General features: G+C 68.7%; 24 protein-coding genes and 1 tRNA gene. 12 read left to right on the top strand and 13 right to left on the bottom strand.

Annotated elements, in window-relative coordinates; all coding sequences use genetic code 11:
- Positions 1–121 precede the first annotated feature (121 nt).
- The 5 genes from MRBLWH11_RS10690 (at position 122) to MRBLWH11_RS10670 (ending at position 5,169) form a co-directional block, all read left to right on the top strand.
- Positions 122–1,225, top strand: a complete 1,104-nt coding sequence (locus MRBLWH11_RS10690; RefSeq protein WP_116635806.1) for a phosphate ABC transporter substrate-binding protein PstS — start codon at positions 122–124, stop codon at positions 1,223–1,225.
- A gap of 105 nt (positions 1,226–1,330) precedes the next feature.
- Positions 1,331–2,308, top strand: coding sequence for a phosphate ABC transporter permease subunit PstC (gene pstC, locus MRBLWH11_RS10685; RefSeq protein ID WP_116635805.1), 978 nt, complete (start codon positions 1,331–1,333; stop codon positions 2,306–2,308).
- Between the two features lies 1 nt (position 2,309).
- Positions 2,310–3,401 carry a phosphate ABC transporter permease PstA gene (pstA, locus tag MRBLWH11_RS10680; RefSeq protein WP_341944859.1) on the top strand — a complete coding sequence of 364 codons (1,092 nt, stop codon included), beginning with the start codon at positions 2,310–2,312 and terminating at the stop codon, positions 3,399–3,401.
- 29 nt (positions 3,402–3,430) lie between these two features.
- Positions 3,431–4,210 (top strand): phosphate ABC transporter ATP-binding protein PstB, encoded by a 780-nt coding sequence (pstB, locus tag MRBLWH11_RS10675; RefSeq protein WP_116635803.1) that lies wholly within the window; start codon positions 3,431–3,433, stop codon positions 4,208–4,210.
- 257 nt (positions 4,211–4,467) lie between these two features.
- Positions 4,468–5,169, top strand: a complete 702-nt coding sequence (locus MRBLWH11_RS10670; RefSeq protein ID WP_341944858.1) for a type IV toxin-antitoxin system AbiEi family antitoxin domain-containing protein — start codon at positions 4,468–4,470, stop codon at positions 5,167–5,169.
- Positions 5,170–5,254: 85 nt separating this feature from the next.
- Here MRBLWH11_RS10670 and MRBLWH11_RS10665 read toward each other — a convergent pair whose 3' ends face one another.
- The 4 genes from MRBLWH11_RS10665 to sigK form a co-directional block, all read right to left on the bottom strand.
- The gene (locus tag MRBLWH11_RS10665; RefSeq protein ID WP_116635802.1) at positions 5,255–6,139 is read right to left on the bottom strand and encodes an aminodeoxychorismate lyase; all 885 of its coding nucleotides are present in this window, start codon (positions 6,137–6,139) and stop codon (positions 5,255–5,257) included.
- A 154-nt stretch (positions 6,140–6,293) separates the two neighbouring features.
- Positions 6,294–6,923: a DNA-directed RNA polymerase subunit beta gene (locus MRBLWH11_RS10660; protein ID WP_341944857.1), complete on the bottom strand. Its 630-nt coding sequence runs from the start codon at positions 6,921–6,923 to the stop codon at positions 6,294–6,296.
- A 29-nt stretch (positions 6,924–6,952) separates the two neighbouring features.
- Positions 6,953–7,759 carry an anti-sigma factor gene (locus MRBLWH11_RS10655; RefSeq protein WP_341944856.1) on the bottom strand — a complete coding sequence of 269 codons (807 nt, stop codon included), beginning with the start codon at positions 7,757–7,759 and terminating at the stop codon, positions 6,953–6,955.
- Positions 7,756–8,355: an ECF RNA polymerase sigma factor SigK gene (gene sigK / locus MRBLWH11_RS10650; RefSeq protein WP_207769972.1), complete on the bottom strand. Its 600-nt coding sequence runs from the start codon at positions 8,353–8,355 to the stop codon at positions 7,756–7,758. Before sigK ends, MRBLWH11_RS10655 begins: the two co-directional genes overlap by 4 nt.
- A gap of 186 nt (positions 8,356–8,541) precedes the next feature.
- Between sigK and MRBLWH11_RS10645 the strand changes: the two genes are divergently transcribed.
- The 6 genes from MRBLWH11_RS10645 to MRBLWH11_RS10620 all read left to right on the top strand — a co-directional run bounded on the left by MRBLWH11_RS10645 (position 8,542) and on the right by MRBLWH11_RS10620 (position 12,368).
- On the top strand, positions 8,542–9,198 hold the full coding sequence (locus tag MRBLWH11_RS10645) for a fasciclin domain-containing protein (protein WP_116635798.1): 657 nt from the start codon (positions 8,542–8,544) through the stop codon (positions 9,196–9,198).
- Between the two features lie 708 nt (positions 9,199–9,906).
- The gene (locus MRBLWH11_RS10640; protein WP_341944855.1) at positions 9,907–10,236 is read left to right on the top strand and encodes a hypothetical protein; all 330 of its coding nucleotides are present in this window, start codon (positions 9,907–9,909) and stop codon (positions 10,234–10,236) included.
- Between the two features lie 4 nt (positions 10,237–10,240).
- Positions 10,241–10,579, top strand: coding sequence for a metalloregulator ArsR/SmtB family transcription factor (locus MRBLWH11_RS10635; RefSeq protein WP_341944854.1), 339 nt, complete (start codon positions 10,241–10,243; stop codon positions 10,577–10,579).
- Position 10,580: 1 nt separating this feature from the next.
- Positions 10,581–11,243 carry a dihydrofolate reductase family protein gene (locus MRBLWH11_RS10630; protein WP_341944853.1) on the top strand — a complete coding sequence of 221 codons (663 nt, stop codon included), beginning with the start codon at positions 10,581–10,583 and terminating at the stop codon, positions 11,241–11,243.
- On the top strand, positions 11,240–11,701 hold the full coding sequence (locus tag MRBLWH11_RS10625) for an SRPBCC domain-containing protein (RefSeq protein ID WP_341944852.1): 462 nt from the start codon (positions 11,240–11,242) through the stop codon (positions 11,699–11,701). The genes MRBLWH11_RS10630 and MRBLWH11_RS10625 overlap by 4 nt, the downstream gene beginning before the upstream one ends.
- A gap of 121 nt (positions 11,702–11,822) precedes the next feature.
- Positions 11,823–12,368 carry a type 1 glutamine amidotransferase domain-containing protein gene (locus tag MRBLWH11_RS10620; protein WP_341944851.1) on the top strand — a complete coding sequence of 182 codons (546 nt, stop codon included), beginning with the start codon at positions 11,823–11,825 and terminating at the stop codon, positions 12,366–12,368.
- 9 nt (positions 12,369–12,377) lie between these two features.
- Here the strand turns inward: MRBLWH11_RS10620 and MRBLWH11_RS10615 are convergent, their stop codons facing one another.
- A complete protein-coding gene (locus MRBLWH11_RS10615; protein WP_116635795.1) occupies positions 12,378–12,896 on the bottom strand; it encodes a CGNR zinc finger domain-containing protein in 519 nt (172 codons plus the stop codon).
- 25 nt (positions 12,897–12,921) lie between these two features.
- Here MRBLWH11_RS10615 and MRBLWH11_RS10610 point away from each other — a divergent pair, with 25 nt between their 5' ends.
- Positions 12,922–13,137, top strand: a complete 216-nt coding sequence (locus tag MRBLWH11_RS10610; RefSeq protein WP_341944850.1) for a hypothetical protein — start codon at positions 12,922–12,924, stop codon at positions 13,135–13,137.
- Positions 13,138–13,146: 9 nt separating this feature from the next.
- Here the strand turns inward: MRBLWH11_RS10610 and MRBLWH11_RS10605 are convergent, their stop codons facing one another.
- The 8 genes from MRBLWH11_RS10605 to topA form a co-directional block, all read right to left on the bottom strand.
- A complete protein-coding gene (locus MRBLWH11_RS10605; protein ID WP_341944849.1) occupies positions 13,147–13,779 on the bottom strand; it encodes a M23 family metallopeptidase in 633 nt (210 codons plus the stop codon).
- Positions 13,776–14,309, bottom strand: a complete 534-nt coding sequence (locus MRBLWH11_RS10600; RefSeq protein ID WP_341944848.1) for a DUF1697 domain-containing protein — start codon at positions 14,307–14,309, stop codon at positions 13,776–13,778. The genes MRBLWH11_RS10605 and MRBLWH11_RS10600 overlap by 4 nt, the downstream gene beginning before the upstream one ends.
- Entirely contained in the window at positions 14,306–14,887 is a 582-nt protein-coding gene (locus MRBLWH11_RS10595; protein WP_341944847.1) for an isochorismatase family protein, read from the bottom strand. The genes MRBLWH11_RS10600 and MRBLWH11_RS10595 overlap by 4 nt, the downstream gene beginning before the upstream one ends.
- A gap of 67 nt (positions 14,888–14,954) precedes the next feature.
- Positions 14,955–15,027 (bottom strand) — tRNA-Thr (locus MRBLWH11_RS10590).
- Positions 15,028–15,096: 69 nt separating this feature from the next.
- Entirely contained in the window at positions 15,097–16,653 is a 1,557-nt protein-coding gene (locus MRBLWH11_RS10585) for an alpha/beta hydrolase (RefSeq protein WP_341944846.1), read from the bottom strand.
- Positions 16,650–17,807 carry a DNA polymerase III subunit delta' gene (locus MRBLWH11_RS10580; protein ID WP_116635789.1) on the bottom strand — a complete coding sequence of 386 codons (1,158 nt, stop codon included), beginning with the start codon at positions 17,805–17,807 and terminating at the stop codon, positions 16,650–16,652. Before MRBLWH11_RS10580 ends, MRBLWH11_RS10585 begins: the two co-directional genes overlap by 4 nt.
- A gap of 74 nt (positions 17,808–17,881) precedes the next feature.
- A complete protein-coding gene (tmk, locus tag MRBLWH11_RS10575) occupies positions 17,882–18,517 on the bottom strand; it encodes a dTMP kinase (RefSeq protein WP_341944845.1) in 636 nt (211 codons plus the stop codon).
- Positions 18,514–21,423: a type I DNA topoisomerase gene (gene topA, locus MRBLWH11_RS10570; protein ID WP_341944844.1), complete on the bottom strand. Its 2,910-nt coding sequence runs from the start codon at positions 21,421–21,423 to the stop codon at positions 18,514–18,516. Before topA ends, tmk begins: the two co-directional genes overlap by 4 nt.
- Positions 21,424–21,477 lie beyond the last annotated feature (54 nt).

Here is a 21,477-nt window from a genome sequence, read left to right as displayed (position 1 = left end):
CAGAGAGTCGCTCGTCGTTCACCTGCCGTTCACCTGCGCGGGAGAGTCTCGTTAACCGCCGCACTTAGCGTCACTGTGTGCCCTGCACCGGGCCCCACCCTCCAAGATCGAAGGATCCACAGTGAAGATCTCCCGAATCGCACGAATCGGCGCCATCGGCGCCGTCGCCGCTCTCGCACTCGCCGGCTGTGCCGCGAACGAAGGCGGCACCGGCGGCTCCGCCGACCAGCCCTCGGAGTCCACGCTCTCCGGCACCATCGACGCGACCGGCGCGTCCTCGCAGACCGCCGCCCAGGAGGCCTGGGTCGCCGCGTTCCAGACCGCGAACCCCGACGTCACCGTCAACTACGAGCCCACCGGTTCGGGCACGGGTCGTGAGAACTTCCTCGAAGGCGGCAGCAACTTCATCGGCTCCGACCGCGCGTTCAACGACGAAGAGGTCGCAGCCGGGGGCTTCGGCGCCTGCACGACCGACGACATCGTCGAGGTCCCGCTCTACATCTCCCCCGTCGCGGTCGCATTCAACCTCGAGGGCGTCGACACCCTGAACCTGGATGCCGCCACCATCGCGGGCATCTTCGCGGGCACCATCACCAACTGGAACGACCCGGCCATCGCCGACCTGAACGACGGCGTCAAGCTGCCCGACCTGGCCATCTCGCCGGTCCACCGCTCCGACCCCTCGGGCACGCAGGAGACGTTCACGAAGTACCTCAGCGCCACCGCCGGTGACGTCTGGACCTACGAGCCGGCCGACGTCTGGCCGATCCAGGGCGGCGAAGCCGCTCAGGGCACCTCGGGTGTCGTCCAGGCGATCGGCGCCGGCAACGGTGCGATCGGCTTCGCCGACGCGTCGCAGGTCGGCGACCTCGGCCAGGTGCACGTCGGCGTCGGCGAGGACTTCGTGGCCTACTCGGCCGAGGCTGCCGCGAAGCTCGTCGAGGGCTCGCCGCTGGTCGAGGGCCGCGGCGAGGGCGACCTCGTCTTCGATGTCGACCCGGCATCCGCCGCGGACGGCGCCTACCCGATCGCGCTGGTCAGCTACCTCATCGGCTGCGAGCAGTACGAGGACACCAACGTCGCCGAGCTCGTGAAGGAGTACTTCTCCTACATCGCGAGCGAGGACGGTCAGAAGGCCGCTGCCGACAACGCCGGCAGCGCACCGATCTCGGAGGGTCTGCGCGAGCAGGTGCTCGCCGCGATCGATCTGATCCAGGTCGGCTGATCCCGCCCACCCACTGACGGCGGTGCCCCCGCGTCCCGATCGGACGCGGGGGCTCCGCCGGGTCAGCACCCGCTCCACCTCGACCCGGCCCGAAACAGGGAGATCATGAGCACGACCGCGCAGGCGCCGACTCCGGCACCGACCAAGGCGCCGCCCGCACCGATCAAGGCCAAGCAGCGACTCGGCGACCGGGTCTTCTCCGGCACCGCGCTCGGGGCGGGGGTGGTCATCCTCATCGTCCTGGTGCTCGTCGCCGCCTTCCTCGTCATCCAGAGCATCCCGGCGTTCCAGCTCGACACGAGCGACAACCACATCCTCCGCGGCGAGTCCTTCTGGACCTATGTGGGGCCGCTCGTCTTCGGAACGCTGTGGGCGTCGTTCATCGCGCTGCTCATCGCCGCTCCGATCGCGATCGGCATCGCGCTGTTCATCTCGCACTACGCCCACCGGCGTCTGGCCGCGTTCCTCGGCTACATCATCGACCTGCTGGCCGCCGTCCCCTCGGTGGTCTTCGGCCTCTGGGGCGGTCTGGTGCTCGCGCCCCTCCTGCAGCCGATCTACGCCTGGCTGAACACGAACGCCTCGTGGGTGCCGTTCTTCCAGGGCCAGGTCTCGTCGACCGGCAAGACCATCCTCACCGCATCGCTCGTGCTCGCCGTGATGTGCATCCCGATCATGACAGCGATCTGCCGCGAGGTCTTCCTGCAGACTCCGAAGCTGCACGAGGAGGCCGCGCTCGCGCTCGGATCCACGCGCTGGGAGATGGTGCGCATGGCGGTCCTGCCGTTCGCCCGCGGCGGCATGGTCTCCGCAGCCATGCTCGCCCTCGGACGCGCACTCGGCGAGACCATGGCCGTGACCATGGTCCTCTCCCCCTCCGCGGTCGTCAGCTTCCTCGTGCTCACCTCGACGAACCCGACGCCCATCCCCGCGAACATCGCGCTCGCCTTCCCCGAGGCGCACGACACGGGCGTCAACACCCTCATCGCCACCGGCCTCATCCTCTTCGTCGTGACCTTCGCGGTCAATGCGCTGGCGCGCTGGATCGTCGCCCGCCGCGCCGAGTTCTCGGGAGCGAACTGACATGACCACCCTCACCGCTGCTCCCGTCACGCCGCACACGGCGGTCCTCACCTCCGGCCGACTGCCCAAGTGGGCGCCCTGGGCCCTCCTCGCCGGCTCCTTCGTCATCTCCGCCGCCGTCTTCGGCGTCGCCGCCGCGGGGTCGAGCCTGGCCGACTTCAACATCGCCGGAACGGTGATCGTCGGCATCCTGCTCTACATGGTGATCATCACCGTGATCTCCTCGATCGTCGAGAGCCGCCGCAAGGCCGTCGATCGCCTGATGACCGCCCTGGTCGCCACCGCGTTCCTGATCGCGCTGCTGCCCCTAGTCTCGCTGCTGTGGACCGTGGTGGCGAACGGCATCGAGCGGTTCGACGCCGAGTTCTTCAGCTACTCCATGCGCAACGTCGTCGGCGACGGCGGCGGCATCGTGCACGCGATCTGGGGCACCGTGATGATCACGCTCACCGCGACGATCATCTCGGTGCCGATCGGACTCATGACCTCGATCTACCTGGTCGAGTACGGGCGCGGCCGGCTCGCGAAGGGCATCACCTTCTTCGTCGACGTGATGACCGGCATCCCGTCGATCGTCGCCGGTCTCTTCATCTACGCCGTGTTCGCCCTGCTGGTCGGCCCCGGCATCTCGATGGGCTTCATGGGCGCCCTCGCCCTCGCCGTGCTGATGACCCCGGTCGTCGTGCGCGGCAGCGAGGAGCTCCTGAAGATCGTCCCGAACGAGCTGCGCGAGGCGTCGTACGCGCTGGGCGTGCCGAAGTGGCTGACCATCCTGAAGGTGGTGCTCCCCACCTCGATCGCCGGCATCACGACCTCGATCATGCTGGCCATCTCCCGCGTGATCGGCGAGACGGCCCCGCTGCTGCTCACCGCCGGATTCACCCAGAGCCTGAACACGAACATCTTCAGCGGTCAGATGATGACCCTTCCGGTGTTCGCCTACAACCAGTACATGAACCAGGGCACGAACCCGGATGCGGCCGTCGCCCGCGCCTGGGCCGCCGCGCTCACCCTCATCCTCATCGTCATGGTGCTGAACCTGCTGGCGCGTCTCATCGCGAAGCTGTTCGCACCGAAGATGACCGGCCGCTGAGCACCCGACCACTCAGAACAGGAAACCACGTGTCCAAGAGCATCGAAGTCAACGACCTCAACGTCTACTACAGCAGCTTCCTCGCGGTCGAAGGGGTGTCGCTCGACATCCAGCCGCGCAGCGTGACCGCGTTCATCGGCCCCTCGGGCTGCGGCAAGTCCACCTTCCTCCGCACGCTCAACCGCATGCACGAGGTCATCCCCGGCGCCCGCGTCGAGGGCGAGGTGCTCCTCGACGGCAAGGACCTCTACGGCCCCGGCGTCGACCCGGTGCTCGTGCGTCGCCAGGTCGGCATGGTCTTCCAGCGGCCGAACCCGTTCCCCACGATGTCCATCAAGGAGAACGTGCTCGCGGGCGTGAAGCTCAACAACAGCCGCATGTCGAAGAGCGACCAGGACGCACTCGTCGAGAAGTCGCTCACCGGCGCGAACCTCTGGAACGAGGTCAAGGACCGTCTCGACCGCCCGGGATCCGGCCTGTCGGGTGGCCAGCAGCAGCGTCTGTGCATCGCCCGCGCCATCGCCGTGTCGCCCGAGGTGCTGCTGATGGACGAGCCGTGCTCGGCCCTCGACCCGATCTCGACCTACGCGATCGAGGAGCTGATCGGCGAGCTGAAGAACGAGTTCACGATCGTCATCGTCACCCACAACATGCAGCAGGCGAGCCGCGTCTCCGACAAGACCGCGTTCTTCAACATCGCCGGCACGGGAAAGCCCGGGAAGCTGATCGAATACGACGACACCACGTCGATCTTCACCACCCCGTCCGTGCAGGCGACCGAGGACTACGTCTCGGGCCGCTTCGGATGAGCTGAGGCTTCTGCCCTCCCTTTCCGCTCCGGAAAACCCAGATCAACTGTGCGGGGTTCGGCGTGTCCCACTTCGACACACCGGCTCGCCGCGTGATGGTCTGGGTTTTCTCGTGGGTGGGCAGTCCTGCACAACCGGCGGTCGACCTTGCCTCTGCACAGTTGCCGTGAGAACGGCCTGGCACGAGGTGCCGGCACAGGCAAGCTCGTCGAATGTCCTTCCTTCGCGCAGACGTGGCCCTTCGCTCACTGGGGCGCATGGCGCGGACCTCGGAGCTCACTCGACGCGGTGTGACCGAAGCCGAGCTGACCAGCGCTGTGCGTGAAGGCAGAGTGCTGCGACCGCGCAACGGCGTGTACGCGCTGCCCGAGGAACCCGCAGCGATCGTCCACGCCGCAGAACATGGCGGCGTCATCGGATGCTGCGGTGCCGCGGCACTGCACGGGCTGTGGATCTTGGCGGTCCCGGCAGAGCATCACATCTGGATGGGCACCGCGGGTACACGACGATCCCGCTGTACGGAATGCCGTCTCCACTGGGACGCGGGCCGCGTCGAAGTCGGCATCCTCCCACCCGTCGCCAATGTCCTGCTGCAGGTCGCGCTGTGCGAGGGCGAGGAGCCGTTCTTCGCAGCTCTCGAATCCGCGTTCCGACATTCACGACTCTCCGCCGGTGAAACCGCATGGCTCTGGCGGCATCTTCCTCTCGAGCTGCGGTGGCTGGTCGCGTTCGCACGATCGGATGCCGACAGCGGTCTCGAGTCGCTGATCCGCCTCAGGCTGCACAGGATCGGCATCAGCGTGCGCACGCAGGTGAGCATTCGCGATGTGGGCGAGGTCGACTTCGTCGTCGGCGAACGCCTCATCGTCGAAGCCGACGGGCGGGAGAACCACGAGCGCGAGAGGGAACGCGCAAAGGACCTCCGCCGCGATGCGATCGCCGCTGGACCGAACTCCTGAATCAGGGTGTGTCGCCCGTCGCCGCGCCGCGCGGTCACTCGAAGATCTGCGATTTCCAGGGGCGTGAGCCGCGCGAGGCTCCGAGTCAGTCCCGCGGGGACAGGAGGTAGGCGTTCAGCTCGTCGGTCAGGGTCTGGTCCACGGGCAGGGCGACCCCGTCGACGGCCGTGATCGCCGCGGCGAGACGAACGCTCGACACCAGCCACGCCGCGTCGGCACGAGGAAGATCGGATGCCGGTATGCGGTCGTATCCGACCTCGAAGCCGCGCCCGGCGAGATGCTCGTACACGCTGAGCTGCGTGGTGCCGTGCAGGATGCCGCCGTTCGGCGCCGGCGTCACGAAGCGGTCGCCGAAGCGGAGGATGAGAGAGGCGGTCGGCGCTTCGAGCACGAACCCGTCGCTCGACAGGAAGATCGCATCGTCGGCGTCGCGGCGGTGGGCCTCTCGGAGGGCCGCCATGTTCACCGCGTACGAGAGGGTCTTCGCGCCGAGCAGCAGCCATGGCGCGCGCTCTGCGGCGCCGAGGTCGTAGCCCCGGTCGAGGGTGACGACGCGCACGCCCTCGGCACGCACGCGCGAGAAGTCGGATGCCGGAGATGCGGTGACCCAGGCGGTCGGGGTCGGACCGTGCTCGACTCCGCGACTGAGGATCAGCTTGATCACCGCTTCGCCCTCTCCGCACCGCGACGCCGCGTGGTCGATGGCCTGACGCCACTGCGGCAGATTCGGCGCCGGGAGGTCGCACAGCCGCGCCGAGTGCGCGAGCCGTTCCAGGTGCGGAACGACCTCCTGCGCGTGGCCGTCGACCACGCCGATGGACTCGAAGACGCCGTCACCCCGCTGCGTGCTCAGCTCGCCCACGCTCAGAGCGGGGGCCGCGGCATCCACCGCCGTGAAGGTGTCTGCGAAGTCGGGGCGGTCCTCGTCGGCCGCGACGGGATCGATCATCAGTGCGAAGCGCCGGTTCATGCCTCGAGCCTACGGTCAGGGAATACCCATGGAGGTCTCGCGTTATAATTGAACGGCCGGGCCGCATAACCCCGGGCTCCAATTTTTGCCGCTTTGAGCGGCCTTCCGCCGAGAGGCGTTCTTGCGGCCCGGTCTTTCTCTGTCCGGGTTGCGTTCAGGCCAGAGAACCCGTGCGCCAGAGCACCGCTGACGCGGAGAGATCCTGCGCGTAGCTGCTGAGACGCAGGGCTCGCGTCGTCAGCTCGCTGGCCCGCGCGGGCTCGGTCGGCTCATAGTCGTCGGCCGTGTGGGTCGCGCCTGAGGCCTGCACGCGACAGAAGGCGGCGGCGCGGTCGAGCGCGACCGCGAAGTCCCCACGGAAGGCCCCGCGCAGGATCGTGTCGATGAGCGCCACGAGCTCAGCCGGCTCCGCAGGGGCAGGAGCACCCGCGATGACCGCATCCGCCGACGGCAGCTCGACGCGTCCGCGCTCATAGAGCAGTGCCGCCGTCTGCGGGTCGCCGTGGATCGCCAGCTGCAGCAGGTACAGCCTCCAGAGCGCTCCGGGCAGTGTGCGCGAAGGCGCCTTGGACCACAGCTCGGCGATCTCGTCGATGCCGTGCTCGGCGGTGAACGCGACCAGACGCTCGGCGCTCGCCCCGCTCTCGTCGGCCCGCACCCGCGTCAGCAGAGCGGATGCCGTCGCGTGCGCCACGCGCGTCTCCTCGGCGGGATCGTGCGCGCCGACGATGTTATCGAAAGCGCTGGTCGGTCGACGGATGGGACGGTGATGCTGCTCGGGCATCGAACCAGGGTACCCGCGATCGCGGCCGATCAGGCCGTGGGGATCACGATGACAGGGTCGGACGTCGGCGTGCCGGAAGGGGATCCTCCGGCCTGCTCGACGGTGACCGCGATCACATCGCCCGCGTGCATGTCGCCTTCGAGCGCCGCCGTCGCCCGACCGTCCTCGACGTCGAAGACGCCGGCGGGGATCGCGTCGTCCCCGCGCACGTACCAGAGTTCGTAGGTCTTGCCGTCGGCCGGGGCGGGCACGCCGTCGGTCACGAGCACGGCTGCTCCCGCGGATGCCGACCAGTGCGCGGTCGCCGTTCCCCCGGAGGGGAGCTCCACGGACGCCTGTTCCGCATCGGACGACGACTGGATCTGCTCCAGAGCGACGACGGATGCCGGACGGTTGAGCTGCCCGTTGAGCGCGACGGCGCCGATCCCGACGCCCACCAGCACGGCGAGGCATGCGGCGAGCGCGAACACGACGCGGCTCCAGCGGCGCTTCGGGGAGGGGGCGCGATCCTTCTCCGCATCGTTCGCCGACGACTCGTCGACGCGCGGTCGCTCGTCTGCGAGAACGTCGGTCGCGACCGGCTCGACAGGCGTCGTCGGCTCGCTGTTCTGGGGCGTCACCGCGATCTGGGCGAGGAGCGCGGCACGGATGCCGGGAGGCGGGGAGACAGGCGTGGCGGAGGCGGACAGAAGATCGGCCGTCTCGGCATCCGCCTCGGCGATCGCCCGCCACTCGGGATGCGCGACGAGAGCGTCGTCGAAGCGACGCGCGTCGTCGGGCGACAACGCGTTCAGGGCGGCCCCCGCCGCGAGCTCTGCGAACTCCTGCTCGTTCATGCTGTCACCCCCATGGCTGACCGGAGACGGGTGAGCCCGTCTCGCATCCTTGTCTTGATCGTCCCCAATGGTGCTCCCACAAGCACCGAAATCTCGTTCTGACTGTAACCGCCGTAATACGCGAGCACGAGCGCTTCTCGCTGCACCTCCGGCAGCTCCGTGAGTGCTTCGACGACCTTCTCGCCGTCGATCCCGAGTTCCACCTGCTCTGCCACACTGTCGTGCGCAACGCCGATGTCCCTCAGCCCCGCTCGCACATCACGGTCCGCACTGGACTGGGATGCACGCACCCTGTCCACGGCCCGACGATGTGCGATCGTCATCACCCATGCTCGTCCTTGACCTCTGTTCGGAGCGAAGCGCGAAGCGGATTGCCAGATCTCGAGAAAAACCTCCTGCAGCACTTCCTCGCTCTGCGCGCGGTTCACGAGCACGCGCAGGATGAGCCCGAACACGCGCGCGGAGAGGGAGTCGTAGAGCTCGGCGAATGCCCGTTGATCCCCGTCGGCGACGCGGACGAGGAGTGCGGCGACCGCATCTCTCGCCGTCCCGTCCTCGGGCACGTCCATTCCGTCAATGACCATCCCTCCAAGCATGCCGCATCTCCCCCGTGTTCCCGTGCAGCCGTCACCCGATCGTGAGGGAATTTCTCCCGTGATTCTGCGGATCGAGGCACGGGACCCGATCGATTCTGAGATTTCTCCCATCCGATACCGACGGGGCTCCGAACAGATGTCGACGCCACGGAGAGGCCGTGGCTGAAGTTTCTGAAGGAGCTCGAGATGTTCAGCACCAAGAAGAAGGTCACCGCAGCACTCACCCTGACGCTCGCCGGAGCATTCCTGCTCTCCGCGTGTTCGACCGGCACAGCGCCCGCCGAGGAGTCGTCGGAGCCGACGACGTCGGAGTCGGCTGAGCCCACGACCGAGGCGATGGACCCGGCCGCCAACCTCGTCGGAGCCGGTTGCTCCGCCTACGCCGAGGCCGTCCCGGACGGTGCCGGATCGGTCGAGGGCATGTCGAAGGACCCGGTCGCCGTGGCCGCCTCCAACAACCCGCTGCTCAAGACGCTCGTCGCAGCGGTGAGCGGTCAGCTCAACCCCGACGTGAACCTCGTCGACACGCTCAACGGCGACGAGTTCACCGTCTTCGCACCGGTGGATGACGCCTTCGCGAAGATCGACCCCGCCACCATCGAGACGCTCAAGACCGACAGCGCACTGCTGAGCTCGATCCTGACGTACCACGTGGTCCCCGGCCAGATCGCGCCGGACGAGATCGCCGGCATGCACACCACCGTGCAGGGCGCCGACCTCGAGGTCACCGGCAGCGGTGACGACCTGATGGTCAACGGAACTTCGACCGTCATCTGCGGTGGCGTCCAGACCGCCAACGCGACCGTGTACCTGATCGACACGGTCCTGATGCCCCCGATGTAATCAGGGACACGACCTGCCGGGTGGGGATCTCCCGGCAAGCGACCTTCTCTCGTCTCGGGGGAGGAACGTGAGAAGGAGAAGGGGCCGCCGGTGATGGTGTTCACCGGCGGCCCCTTCTGTGCGCACTAGACTTGTCGGACGGGCCTTTAGCTCAATTGGCAGAGCAGCGGACTTCAACAAAATAGGAGCGCCTCGGAGGAAACTCCGGGGATGACACCACTCAAAGTCGGGGAACCCTTCCTGGGAAACCAGTTGGCAATCCCGAGCCAAGCCGGACCAGCGGTCCGGAAGGTGTAGAGACTGGACGGGTGGCACCTACGGCGAGAGCCACGGTGAAGGGACAGTCCAGACCACGAACGCCGGAGACGGCGGCGGCGAAAGCCGAAGTGGCAAGTTAATCCGCGGGTTGTGGGTTCGATCCCCACAGGGCCCACCCCGTCTGATCCCGAGCGCGACGAGCAGTCATGTCGCACGGTCGGGATATCGTGCCCCTCAGCGAGAGAGCGGGGGGCCGACATGCACGACGCGCTGCCGTCATCCGCACCGGATGAATCGGAGAAGCGCTGCGGCTCGTGCCGGGCGATCAAGCCGCTGACCGCGTTCAATCGGAAGTCCTCTCGCGCGGACGGACGGCAGGAAGTCTGCCGAGAGTGCAATCGGACGTCGTCGCGCGAGTACTATCGCCGGAATCGGGAGCATCACGTCGCCGTGATCCGAGAACGCACGAACGCCCAGAAGCGAGCGAGCATCGCGTTCGTCTGCGAGTATCTGCGGGATCACCCGTGCGCCGATTGCGGTGAAGCAGATCTCCGAGTCCTCGATTTCGACCATCGCCCCGGGAGCGAGAAGCGGGACGGCGTCATGCAGCTGGTGCGGAACGGCTTCAGCATCGCCGTCGTGGCTGCCGAGGTCGAGAAGTGCGACGTGCGCTGTCGGAACTGCCACGCGATCGCGACCTACGAGCGGATGGGAGAGAACTGGCGCTCACTCGCGATGAACGACCCCTTGCGCACCTCCGTCCCCGAGTCATACAGTTAGGCAAATGCCTAAGTATCAGGATGACGTCGACGCCGTGCTCCGCGCTCTCGCGGACCCGACGCGCCGCGCTGTCGTCGAGCGCCTGGCCAAGTCCCCCGCGGTGGTCTCCGAGCTCGCCGAGCCGTTCGCGATGGCGCTGCCGTCGCTCATGCAGCACCTCCGCATCCTCGAGGACGCGGGGGTCATCAGCTCGGAGAAGCACGGCCGCGTCCGCACCGTGACTCTGCGCCCCGGCGCACTCGACGTGCTGCACCTGTGGCTGGGCGACCAGCGCACGCCCGCCGAGCACCAGGCCGACCGCCTCGGCATCCATCTCGCCCTCACCACCCCCCAGGAGAACTGACATGACCCGCGTTCGCATGGCCCTCTTCACGTCGCTGGACGGCTACACGCCCAACGACCCGACACCGACGCCCGAGAACCCCATGGGTGAGGACTGGGGCCGTCTCACGGCCGCGTACGCGGCGACCCGCACCTTCCGCGCGAAGATCTTCGGTGACACGAGCGGCGCCGGAACGACCGGCATCGACGATCGATACGCCGCGGCGTTCTTCGACGGCATCGGTGCCGAGATCATGGGCGCGGGGATGTTCGGCCTGCACGCCTTCCCCGACGACCCGGATTGGAAGGGCTGGTGGGGCGACACCCCGCCGTTCGGCACCCCGGTATACGTCCTCACCCACTCCGCCCCTCGCCCGTCGATCGCGATGGACGGCGGTACGACCTTCCACTTCCGAGACGCGGCGATCGAAGACGTGCTCGCCGAGGCGACAGAAGCCGCGGGCGGTCTGGATGTGCGGATCGGCGGCGGATACCGCACAGCGCGGGATTTCCTCCGCGCGGGCCTGGTCGACGACCTGCACCTCATGGTGGCGCCGATCTTCCTCGGCCGCGGCCACCGTCTCTGGGATGATCTGCGCGGCTTCGACCTCACCCACACCGTGACGACGGAGGTCGCCGAGAGCGGCGAGATCCACGTCACCCTGACACGGGAGGGCGACCGATGACGACAGAACGCCGACTCGCCCGTTCCGGATTCACCCTGACCCGCGACTACCCCGCCGGCGTCGAGCGCGTCTGGGACGCCTTCGCCGTGGAGGAGCAGAAGCTCCGCTGGTGGGGCGCCGGCGAGTCGATGAAGACGCGCGAGTGGGCGTTCGACTTCCGCGTCGGCGGTCGCGACGTCGCCGAGAGCCGGTTCCACGATCGTCCGGTCTCGCGCTACGAGGCGACCTACACCGACATCGTCGAGCACATCCGCATCGTCACCACCTACGACATGTGGATCGACGGGGCGCACATGTCGACATCCGTGGCGTCGCTGGAGTTCGAGCCGATCGACGGCGGGACACGGTTCACGCACATCGAGCACGGCGTCTTCTTCGATAGGTTCTGGGCCGACGGGCAGGGGCGCGAGGACGGCACGCGAGGACTGCTGGGGGCGCTCGGCCGATACCTCGGCTGACGCACCCGCCGTATCACCGCCGCCCGACTTCGGCCACCCCCTTCACTCCTCCCGGGGCCCGCGAGAGAGTCGAAACGTCCCCGAGACCTGCGGGGACGACTCTCCCCCGAAAGGACGAACGATGACTCTCACCGGCAGCCGAGTGGCATTCCTGGCGACAGACGGATTCGAGGACAGCGAGCTGACGAGCCCGTGGGATGCCGTGACCGCAGAGGGCGCATCCGCGACACTGATCGCCCCCGACGGCGGTCGGATCACCGGCAAGAACGGTCATGAGCAGTCGGTGGACCTCACCGCCGCCGAGGCGACCGCCGACCAGTTCGACGCCCTCGTGCTCCCCGGAGGCGTCGTGAACGCCGACCACCTGCGCATGGACGCACCCTCGATCGCTCTCGCCCGCGCCTTCTTCGAGCAGCACAAGCCGGTGGGAGTGATCTGTCACGGCGCGTGGATCCTCATCGAGGCCGGCGTCGTGGACGACCGCACCCTCACCAGCTACCCGAGCCTGCAGACCGACCTCCGCAACGCCGGGGCATCCTGGGTCGACGAGGAGGTCGTGGTCGACCAGGGCCTGGTCTCCAGCCGCACCCCCGATGATCTGCCGGCCTTCAACGCGAAGCTCGTCGAGGAGATCGGCGAAGGGCCGCACGCCGGCCAGACCGCCTGACCCGCGCGGTCAGGCGGCTCGCGCCCGATGCCGGCGGACCGCCGCCCGGTTCGCGCAGCGCACCGAGCAGAAGCGCTGGCGACCGTTGCGCGTGACGTCCGCGACGACGTTCGTGCACGGCGAAGCCTGACAGCGACCCAGCCTGCTCATGCCGCGGGTGACGAGATGCAGCGAGGTCCCGAGGTTGATGACGGCCCGGAGCACGTAGGGCAGCGACTTCACGTCGTCGCGGTAGTGCAGGTGCCAGCCCTCGCCGTCGTGGTTCGTCAGCCGCGGGTAGGCGGCCGTCGCGGCGAGCTCGGCGTTCAGCAGGTCGGCTCGGGCGGCGGGATCCGGCTCGTCGACGATCTTCAGCCAGTCGTCGATGACCGCCCTGACCTCGGCATGATCGCCCGGAGCGGGTGGGAAGGTCTGCGTCATCCCGAGTTCGAGCGTGCGCTCCTCGATTCCCGCGCGGTCCGCCGGCCAGTCGTTGGCGAGCGACGCCGCCAGCAGGACCGCGTACTCGCCGTAAGGGTTGAGATGCATAAGAGCATTACATCACGCTGGATGCATGACCGCATTACACACCCGCCCGATCCCCCGCATCCCCCGATCCACGACGCAGCACGAGCACGCATGGCTCGTCGAATCGCGGCATCCGACGAGCGACGGCATCGTGCTCTACGTTCGCTGCGCCGGATGCGCAGTGCGGCGCGTCGACCTGCAGCCGCACCCGCACACCCCTCCCTCGGCGCTCAGCACCGAGGTCTCCGCGCGCACGAACTGACTCGGAGGCTCAGGCGACGACGATCTCGCCGTTCTCGGGCACTCGCCGCGCACCGGCCGCGCTCGTGAAGACGAGGGGGATGCCGCGGGCGTTCCGCCCGAACGACTCCGACGCCTGCACGTGCACGTGCGGCTCGGTGCTGTTGCCGGAGTTCCCGCATTCGCCGAGCACGTCCCCCGCCGTCACGCGCTGCCCCGGGCGCACGCGAATGCTCCCTCGGCGCAGGTGTGCGAGCAGCACCAGCGCTCCACCCACCCTGATCACGACGTGATTGCCGGCGATCGCGGAGGCGCCGCGGCGGACGCGGGACGGCTGGCTGAGCGCGTACCCGAGCAGCGCGATCACGGAGCGGCGTGCCACGTGATCGCTCTCGCCGTCGAGCACCGAGACGACCTCTCCGGATGCCGGAGCGAGGATCGGCCGACCGAAGCCGATGAACGACTCGGGGCGCTCCGTGCCGAAGACGCTCCTCAGCGTGCGAGGTGCACTCCGTCCGTCTTCGCCGACGGGCACGAAGTCGATCGCGTGCGAGGTGCCGAAGAGCGTGGTGCCGTGGCTGGGAACTCGCGCAGCCGGGCTGTTCTGCACCAGCCACCGCCCGGTGAAGGGCAGCGCCAGCTCGACGGCATCCGCAGCGCTCACGCGGTCAGCTCGATGAGCTTCCGGACCGTGCGGAGGTTGCGCGCGGTGCCCGCGACGCCGAGAGCGCGGTCCAGCACCGCCTTCGTCAGCTTCGTCGAGTGCACGCCGCCGCTGCCATAGTCGATCCAGAGATCGTCGTCCACGAGCGCGAGGCGCTCTCCGGGCTGGAGCCGCTCCTCCAGCGCCTCGAGCGCGCCCGCCTTGCCGGCCCTCTCGAGGAACATGGCGTGCACGAACTTCTCCTCACCGTCGGGGAACGGCTGAGTCTTCTCGGAGGCCACGAGCTGCGCATGGCGGCGATGGATCACGGGGGTGTCGACGCCGAACTCCGCGGCAATCGCCTTCCGCACGGCGGTGCAGGCCGCATCCGGCGTGGTCGGCGTCTCGCAGATGATGTTCCCGCTGGCGATGTACGTGGAGACGTCCTCGAGGTCGGTCTCCGCGGCCAGGACGTCGCGCAGCCGCGCCATCGGCACGCTGTTGCGCCCGCTCACGTTCACGGCCCGCAGCAGCAGGACGCTGCGGGTCACGCCTCTGCGCTCTCGACGAGCTCGGCGCCCGCGTGCGCGAGCTCGGCGAGGGCAGCCTCGCTGGATTCCGCACCGACGCCCGCGACGAGATCGGTGAGCACGCGCACCCGCACGCCGTGGGCGATCGCGTCGAGGGCGGTCGCCCGTACGCAGTGGTCGGTCGCGATGCCCACGACATCCGCTGTGAGCACCCCGGCTCCGGTGAGCACGGCGCCGACGGTCGATCCCTCGTCTGTCACGCCCTCGAACATCGAGTAGGCGGCAACGCCCTGTCCCTTCTGCACATGATGCGTCACGGCATCCGTCGTCAACAGGGGGTCGTACTCCGCCCCCTCGGTCCCGGCGACGCAGTGGGCCGGCCAGGTGTCGACGTAGTCCGGCTCCGCCGCGAAGTGCCCGCCGTTGTCGCCCTCGGCATCGTGCCAGTCGCGCGACGCGACGATCACCGCATAGTCGGCTGCGTGCACGGCCAGGAACGTGGAGACGGCGGAGGCCACCGCGTCGCCCCCGGCGACGGCGAGGGCGCCGCCTTCGGTGAAGTCGTTCTGGACATCGACGATGAGAAGCGCTCTGCTCATGGTTCGAGGGTACGCCGTGGGGAAAGGGAAAGGCCCCGTGATGTTCTTCGCATCACGGGGCCTTCGGAGCCGCTTGTCAGAATCGAACTGACGACCTTTTCATTACGAGTGAAATGCTCTGCCGACTGAGCTAAAGCGGCGTGCGACGCGTGAGCGGCGCGATCACCGATATTACCCTGTCTCGCGGCTCGTCGCGAATCGAGCCCGCATCACTCGCAGCGCAGACCGTCCTCCGGCACCACGTCGTCGAGCAGGAACGCCTCCACGGCGTCGTCGACACAGGCGTTGCCCTTGTTGTAGCCGGTGTGGCCTTCGCCGACACGGGTGATGAGGACACCCTCCTCCAGCTGGTTCGCGAGCGACTCGGACCACTCGTACGGCGTCGCCGGATCGTTCGTGGTGCCGATCACGAGGATCGGCCCCGCGCCCTCGGCCTTGATCTCACCGCGGGTTCCCGTGGGCGGGTACGGCCAGACCGAGCACGAGTCGGGGCCGTTCCAGTAGGGGGCGATGGTCGGAGCGCCCTCGGCGATCTTCTTCGTGATCGCGGCCTCGGCATCGGGGTCGTCCTCGACCGGGTAGTCCATGCAGTTGTACGCACGGAACGCCTCGGAGGAGTTGCTGAGGTAGGCGCCGTTCTCCCGCTCGTTGTAGAAGTCGGCGAGCAGGAAGGCGGTCGTCGGGTCGCCCTGCAGCGCCTCGTCGAGCGCCTGGGTGAGGTAGCCCCAGCTGTCTTCCGAGTAGAGCGCCGCGATGATGGCGGTCATCATCGAGTCGGCGCCCATCAGGCGTCCGTCGCCGTTCTTCAGCGGCGTGCGGTCGGCGCTCGCGAGCAGGGCTCCGAGGTCGGCCATCGCCTCGTCGACCGTGCCGTTGAACGGGCAGCTTCCGGAATCGAGGCAGTTCTGCATGTAGGCGCGCAGCGCCGATTCGAAGCCGAGGGCCTGGGTCGCGCCGACCTCGAGGCCCGGGACCGCGGGGTCGATCGCGCCGTCGAGCACGAGCCGACCGGCCTTCTCGGGGTACAGCTTCGCGTAGGTGGCGCCGAGGAAGGTGCCGTAGGAGTAGCCGAGGTAGTTCAACTGCTTGTCGCCGAGCACCGCACGGATCAGATCCATGTCGCGAGCGGAGTTGATCGTGGTGATGTGGGGCAGGATGCCGCCGCTGTTCGCGTCGCACGCCTCGGCGAAGGCCTTGTGCGACTCGAGCAGCTCGGCCTCCCACTCGGGCGTCCCGCGCGGGGCGTCGGGGATCGTGTAGAGGTAGTCGTCCATCTGCGCTGCGTCATAGCAGGTGACGGCCGTCGAAGCGCCGACACCGCGAGGATCGAAGCCGATCACGTCATAGTTCTCGATGAGGTCTGCTCCGACCGCGAAGTCGAGGCTGCCCTGGATGAGCTCGACGCCGCTGGCACCGGGCCCGCCCGGGTTGGTCAGCAGGGAGCCGATCGCGGTGCCCTCGGCCTGGTGGCGCACCACGGAGAGCGTGATCTCCCCCGCGCTCGGGTTCTCCCAGTCGAGCGGCGCCGTCACGTCGGTGCAGTCGAAGCCGGTGCCGCACGTCGTCCACGTGAGCGTCTGCGAGTAGAACGGGAGCAGGTCGGCGGAGACGCCCTCGGTGTCGGGCGCGTTCGTCGTCGACGGCCGCGGAGCCGCCTGCTCGGGGATCATGGCGTACAGGCACCCGGAGAGGGCGACGGATGCCGCTGCCAGGCCGGCGACGATCGCGGCGGCGCGGCGGAAGCGGGAAGTCGATCGGTTGTTCACGGTTTCCTCCCGCTCGTGATCGTCACGAGCAAGCTCTCCAGGGCGAGCAGCGGGGCGACGTTGCGCTCCAGCGACTGCCGCGTCTCGGCAAGGTGGTCAAGTACGACAAGAGTACGTGTCTCGGGCCAGGCGGATGCGAGGCCTGCCAGCTCGGCGCGCAGCTCGGTGTTGATCAGATCGTCATCTCTGCCGAACTGCAGCATGACGACGTCGCGGAACAGGGATTGGAGGTCGGTGAGCACCCGGTCGATGCCGTCACGCAGACTGCGCGTGGCGCGCTTCTTCTGGTCGTCCTCGAGAGCGGAGAGCTGCGTGCGCAGAGCCGGCGGGACGGGCTGCCCCTCGGCGATGCCCACGGTCCGGAGCATCGAGGCCCTCTCCGTCGCATCGCGCTCGGCCGTGAGCGCTTTCGCGTCCTCGGTGGCGGCCTGGATGATGCGACCGGCCACCTCGACGGCGTCGCCGACACCGCGCACGCCGAGGACGGAGCGCAGGGTCTCGTCGCGCCGACGGCGAGCCGATTCATCGGTCGCGAGCCGCTGCGCCATGCCGATGTGGCGTTGCGCATGCCGGGCGGCCTGCTCGGCGATCTCCCCGTCGACGCCGGTCCGCAGGCTGATCAGACGCGCGACGTCGGCCACGTCGGGCTCGCGGAGCCGCAGCGACCGCACCCGGGAGCGGATGGTCGGCAGCAGGTCGGCCTCGCTCGGGGCGCACAGGATCCAGACGGTCTGCTCCGGGGGCTCCTCCAGCGCTTTCAGCAGCACGTTCGAGGTGCGCTCGACCATGCGATCGGCGTCTTCGACGACGATCACCCGGTATCGTCCGGCGGAGGGCGCGAAGTACGAGCGCTCGACGAGCGCGCGCGCCTCGGCGATGGTGATGATGACCTTGTCGGTGCGCAGCGCCGTGACGTCGGGATGCGTGCCGGCGAGCACCTGGCGCATCGCCGCCTCGTCGTCGGGACGATCGGCGACCAGCGCGGCGGCGAAGGCGTGCGCGAGCGTCGAACGGCCGGACCCGGGTGGACCGGTGATCAGCCAGGCGTGCGAGAGCGCTGCAGGATCGGATGCTGCGGCGCGGAGCGTCTCGACCGCTGCGTCCTGCCCCCACACATCGGCCCACGGGAACGGGGCGGCGACGGTCTGGGGCATGACCTCAGCCTAATCGGGAGCACCGACGCCCGCGGCACGGCATCGGCGCGGCCCCCGCGACCGCGGGTGCCGGCTCACCGTGAGGCGAGCAGGCTGTCGACGCGGGCGCGGATCAGCCCGGCGATGTCGTCGGCGGATGCGGCGGCGTCGACCACCAGGAACCGTTCGGGCTCGGCAGCGGCCAGCGCCAGGTAGGCGTCCCTGACCCGCGCGTGGAAGTCGACCTGCTCCGCCTCGAGCCGATCGAAGGGCTTGTCCGCGGAATCGAGGCGCACGCGCGCCGCGCCGGGGTCAAGGTCGAGCAGGATCGTGAGATCGGGCAGCGCGCCCTCGGCGGCCCAGAGCGACAGGTCGCGGATCTCGGTCGCGTCGAGCACGCGTCCCGCACCCTGATACGCGACCGAGGAGTCGAGATAGCGGTCCTGCAGCACGACCTCGCCGCGGTCGAGGGCGGGCCGGACCACGGTCGCGACATGGTGCGCCCGGTCGGCCGCATACAGCAGCGCCTCCGCACGCGGCGCGATATCGCCGCGGTGATGCAGCACGATGTCGCGGATCAGCTGACCGACCTCTGACCCGCCGGGTTCACGGGTACGCACGACCGTGCGCCCGGCATCCGTCAACCAGGAGGCGAGCAGATTCGACTGCGTGGTCTTGCCCGAGCCGTCGCCGCCTTCGAGCGTGATCCACACACCACCGCCTGGGGTCACGAGCCCGCCTTCGCAGCGGCGTTCGCGGCCCGTGTCGCGGCGGCCTTCTTCGCCGCGGCCGAGCGCGCGGCCGAGGTCGCGGCATCCGTCTTCTTGGCGGCCGGCTTCTTGGCGGCCGGCTTCTTGGCCGCGGTCTTCGCCGTCGTGGTCTTCCCCGCAGCGGTCTTCGCCGCCGGCTTCTTCGCCGCCGGCTTCTTCGCGGGAGCCTTCTTCGCTACGGGCTTCTTGGCACCGCGCTTGGGAGCCGGCCCCTTCGCGCGCTTGTCGGCGAGCATCTGCACGGCGATCTCGAACGTGATGTCCTCGACCTTCTGTCCGCGCGGGATCGTGACGTTGGTCTCGCTGTCGGTCACGTACGCCCCGAAACGACCGTCGCGGATGCGGATCGGCTTGCCGCTGACCGGGTCGGCGTCGAACTCGGCGAGCGCGCTGGACGCGCGTCGAGCGCCGTACTTCGGCTGCGCGTAGATCTCGAGCGCCTGCTCGAGCGTGACATCGAAGATCTGCGATTCGCTCTCGAGCGACCGCGAGTCCGTGCCCTTCTTCAGGTACGGACCGAACCGACCGTTCTGGGCCGTGATCTCCTCACCCGACTCCGGATCGGTGCCGACGACGCGCGGGAGGTTCAGCAGCTGCAGGGCCGTCTCGAGATCGATCGAGTCGACCGACATCGAGCGGAACAGCGACCCGGTGCGGGGCTTGGGGGCCGTCTCCTTCTTGGCTCCCCGCTTGGGCTTGGGAGCCTCGACGACCTCGCCGGTCGACTCGTCGACCGCGGCATCCTCCGACACCGGGTCGTTCTCCTGCACGTAGGGGCCGAATCGACCGTCCTTGACGACGATGATCTTGCCGTTCTCGGGGTTCTCCCCCAGCACGCGGTCGCCGGCGACGGGAGCATCGATGAGCTCCTGCGCCTTCGCCTGCGTGAGCTCGTCGGGCGCGAGGTCCTCCGGCACGTTGACGATGCGCGGCTTGGCATCGGGGTTCTCCGGATCGGCGACCTCGAGGTAGGGACCGTACTTGCCGAATCGGAGCGTGGCCGTGTCGGTGATGCGGGTGGAGTTCAGCGCACGGGCGTCGATCTCGCCGAGGTTGTCGACGACCTGGCGGAGGCCGGTGCGGCTCTCGGATCCGAAGTAGAACGACTTGAGCCACTCCACCCGGTTCTGCTCGCCGCGCGCGATCGTGTCGAGATCGTCTTCGAGCGCCGCAGTGAAGTCGTAGTCGACGAGCGCGGCGAAGTGCTCCTCGAGCAGACGCACCACGCTGAACGCGAGCCAGGTGGGAACGAGCGCCTGGCCGCGCTTGACGGCGTAGCCGCGGTCGAGGATCGTCTCGGGGATCGAGGCGAAGGTCGACGGGCGGCCGATGCCCTTCTCCTCGAGCACCTTGACGAGCGAGGCCTCGGTGTAGCGGGGCTTGGGCGTGGTGCGGTGGCCCTTGGCCTCGGCATCCGAGACGGCGAGCGCGTCGCCGACGGCGACGGCGGGCAGGGACTGGTTCTCCGCCGCGTCCGCATCCCCGCGCTTCTCGTCGCGCCCCTCTTCGTAGGCCTCGAGGAAGCCCTTGAAGGTGTAGACGGTGCCGGATGCCGTGAACTCGGCGAGCTGGGCGGCGCCCTGCCCCTTGAGCTCTGCGGAGGTGTCGACGGCGATCGTGACGGTCGTCGTCTCGTACTTCGCGTCGGCCATCTGGCTGGCGACGGTGCGCTTCCAGATGAGGTCGTAGAGACGCTGCTCGTCGCGGTCGAGCTCGCTGGAGAGGGATGCCGGCGTGCGGAAGTTCTCGCCCGAGGGACGGATCGCCTCGTGAGCCTCCTGCGCGTTCTTGCTCTTCGACTTGTAGACGCGCGGCTTCAGCGGCACCGCGGCGTCGCCGTAGAGCGCGACCGCCTGGCTCCGCGCCGCCTGCACCGCCTGGGTGCTCAGCGCCGTGGAGTCGGTGCGCATATAGGTGATGTAGCCCTTCTCGTACAGACGCTGGGCGACGCCCATCGCCTGCTTCGCGCCCATCGAGAGCTTGCGGCCGGCTTCCTGCTGCATGGTCGAGGTCGTGAACGGCGCGTAGGGGCTGCGGGTTCCGGGCTTCGCCTCGACCTTGGTCACGGTGCCGGCACCGACGGCGTCGACGGCTTGGGCGAGCGACGCGGCCGTGGCCTCGTCGAGGATGACGACGGCCTTCTTGAGCTTGCCGGTGTCGTCGAAGTCGGTGCCGCGGGCGAGCTGCCCGCCGTCGACCCGGACGAGGCGGATCTTGAAGGACGTCCCCGTCGCTGCGGCGGCGGCATCGACGTCCCAGTACTCCGCCGAGACGAACGCCATGCGCTCGCGTTCGCGGTCGACGATCAGGCGGGTGGCGGCGGACTGCACGCGCCCGGCGGAGATGCCGGTCTTGACCTTGTACCAGAGCACCGGCGAGACGTCCCAGCCGTAGAGGCGGTCGAGGATGCGGCGGGTCTCCTGCGCGTCGACGAGGTCGTGGTCGAGCTCGCGGGTGTTTCCCACAGCCGCCTGGATCGCGTCCTTGGTGATCTCGTGGAAGACCATGCGCTTGACGGGAACCTTGGGCTTCAGAGTCTCGAGCAGGTGCCAGGCGATCGCCTCGCCCTCGCGGTCCTCATCAGTGGCGAGCAGGAGCTCGTCGGCGGTCTTGAGCGCGCGCTTGAGCTCGGCGACCGTCTTGGTCTTCCGATCGGAGACCACGTAGTACGGGTCGAAGCCGTTCTCGATGTCGATCGAGTACTTCCCGTACGCCTCCTTGTCGGCGGCCGGGATGTCCTTCTTGTCAGCGAGGTCGCGGATGTGGCCGACGGAGCTGAGCACCTCATAGCCGTCGCCGAGGTATCCCTGAATAGACCGCATCTTCGTCGGGGACTCGACGATGACGAGCTTCTTGCCTTCAGCCAAGGGGGCGTCCTTTCTTCGAAGCACACCATACACACCACTGTGTGGGGTCGTTCA

It is taken from the genome of Microbacterium sp. LWH11-1.2 (assembly GCF_038397745.1).
Classification (GTDB): Bacteria; Actinomycetota; Actinomycetes; order Actinomycetales; family Microbacteriaceae; genus Microbacterium.
This window is presented reverse-complemented; position numbering and strand designations above follow the sequence as displayed.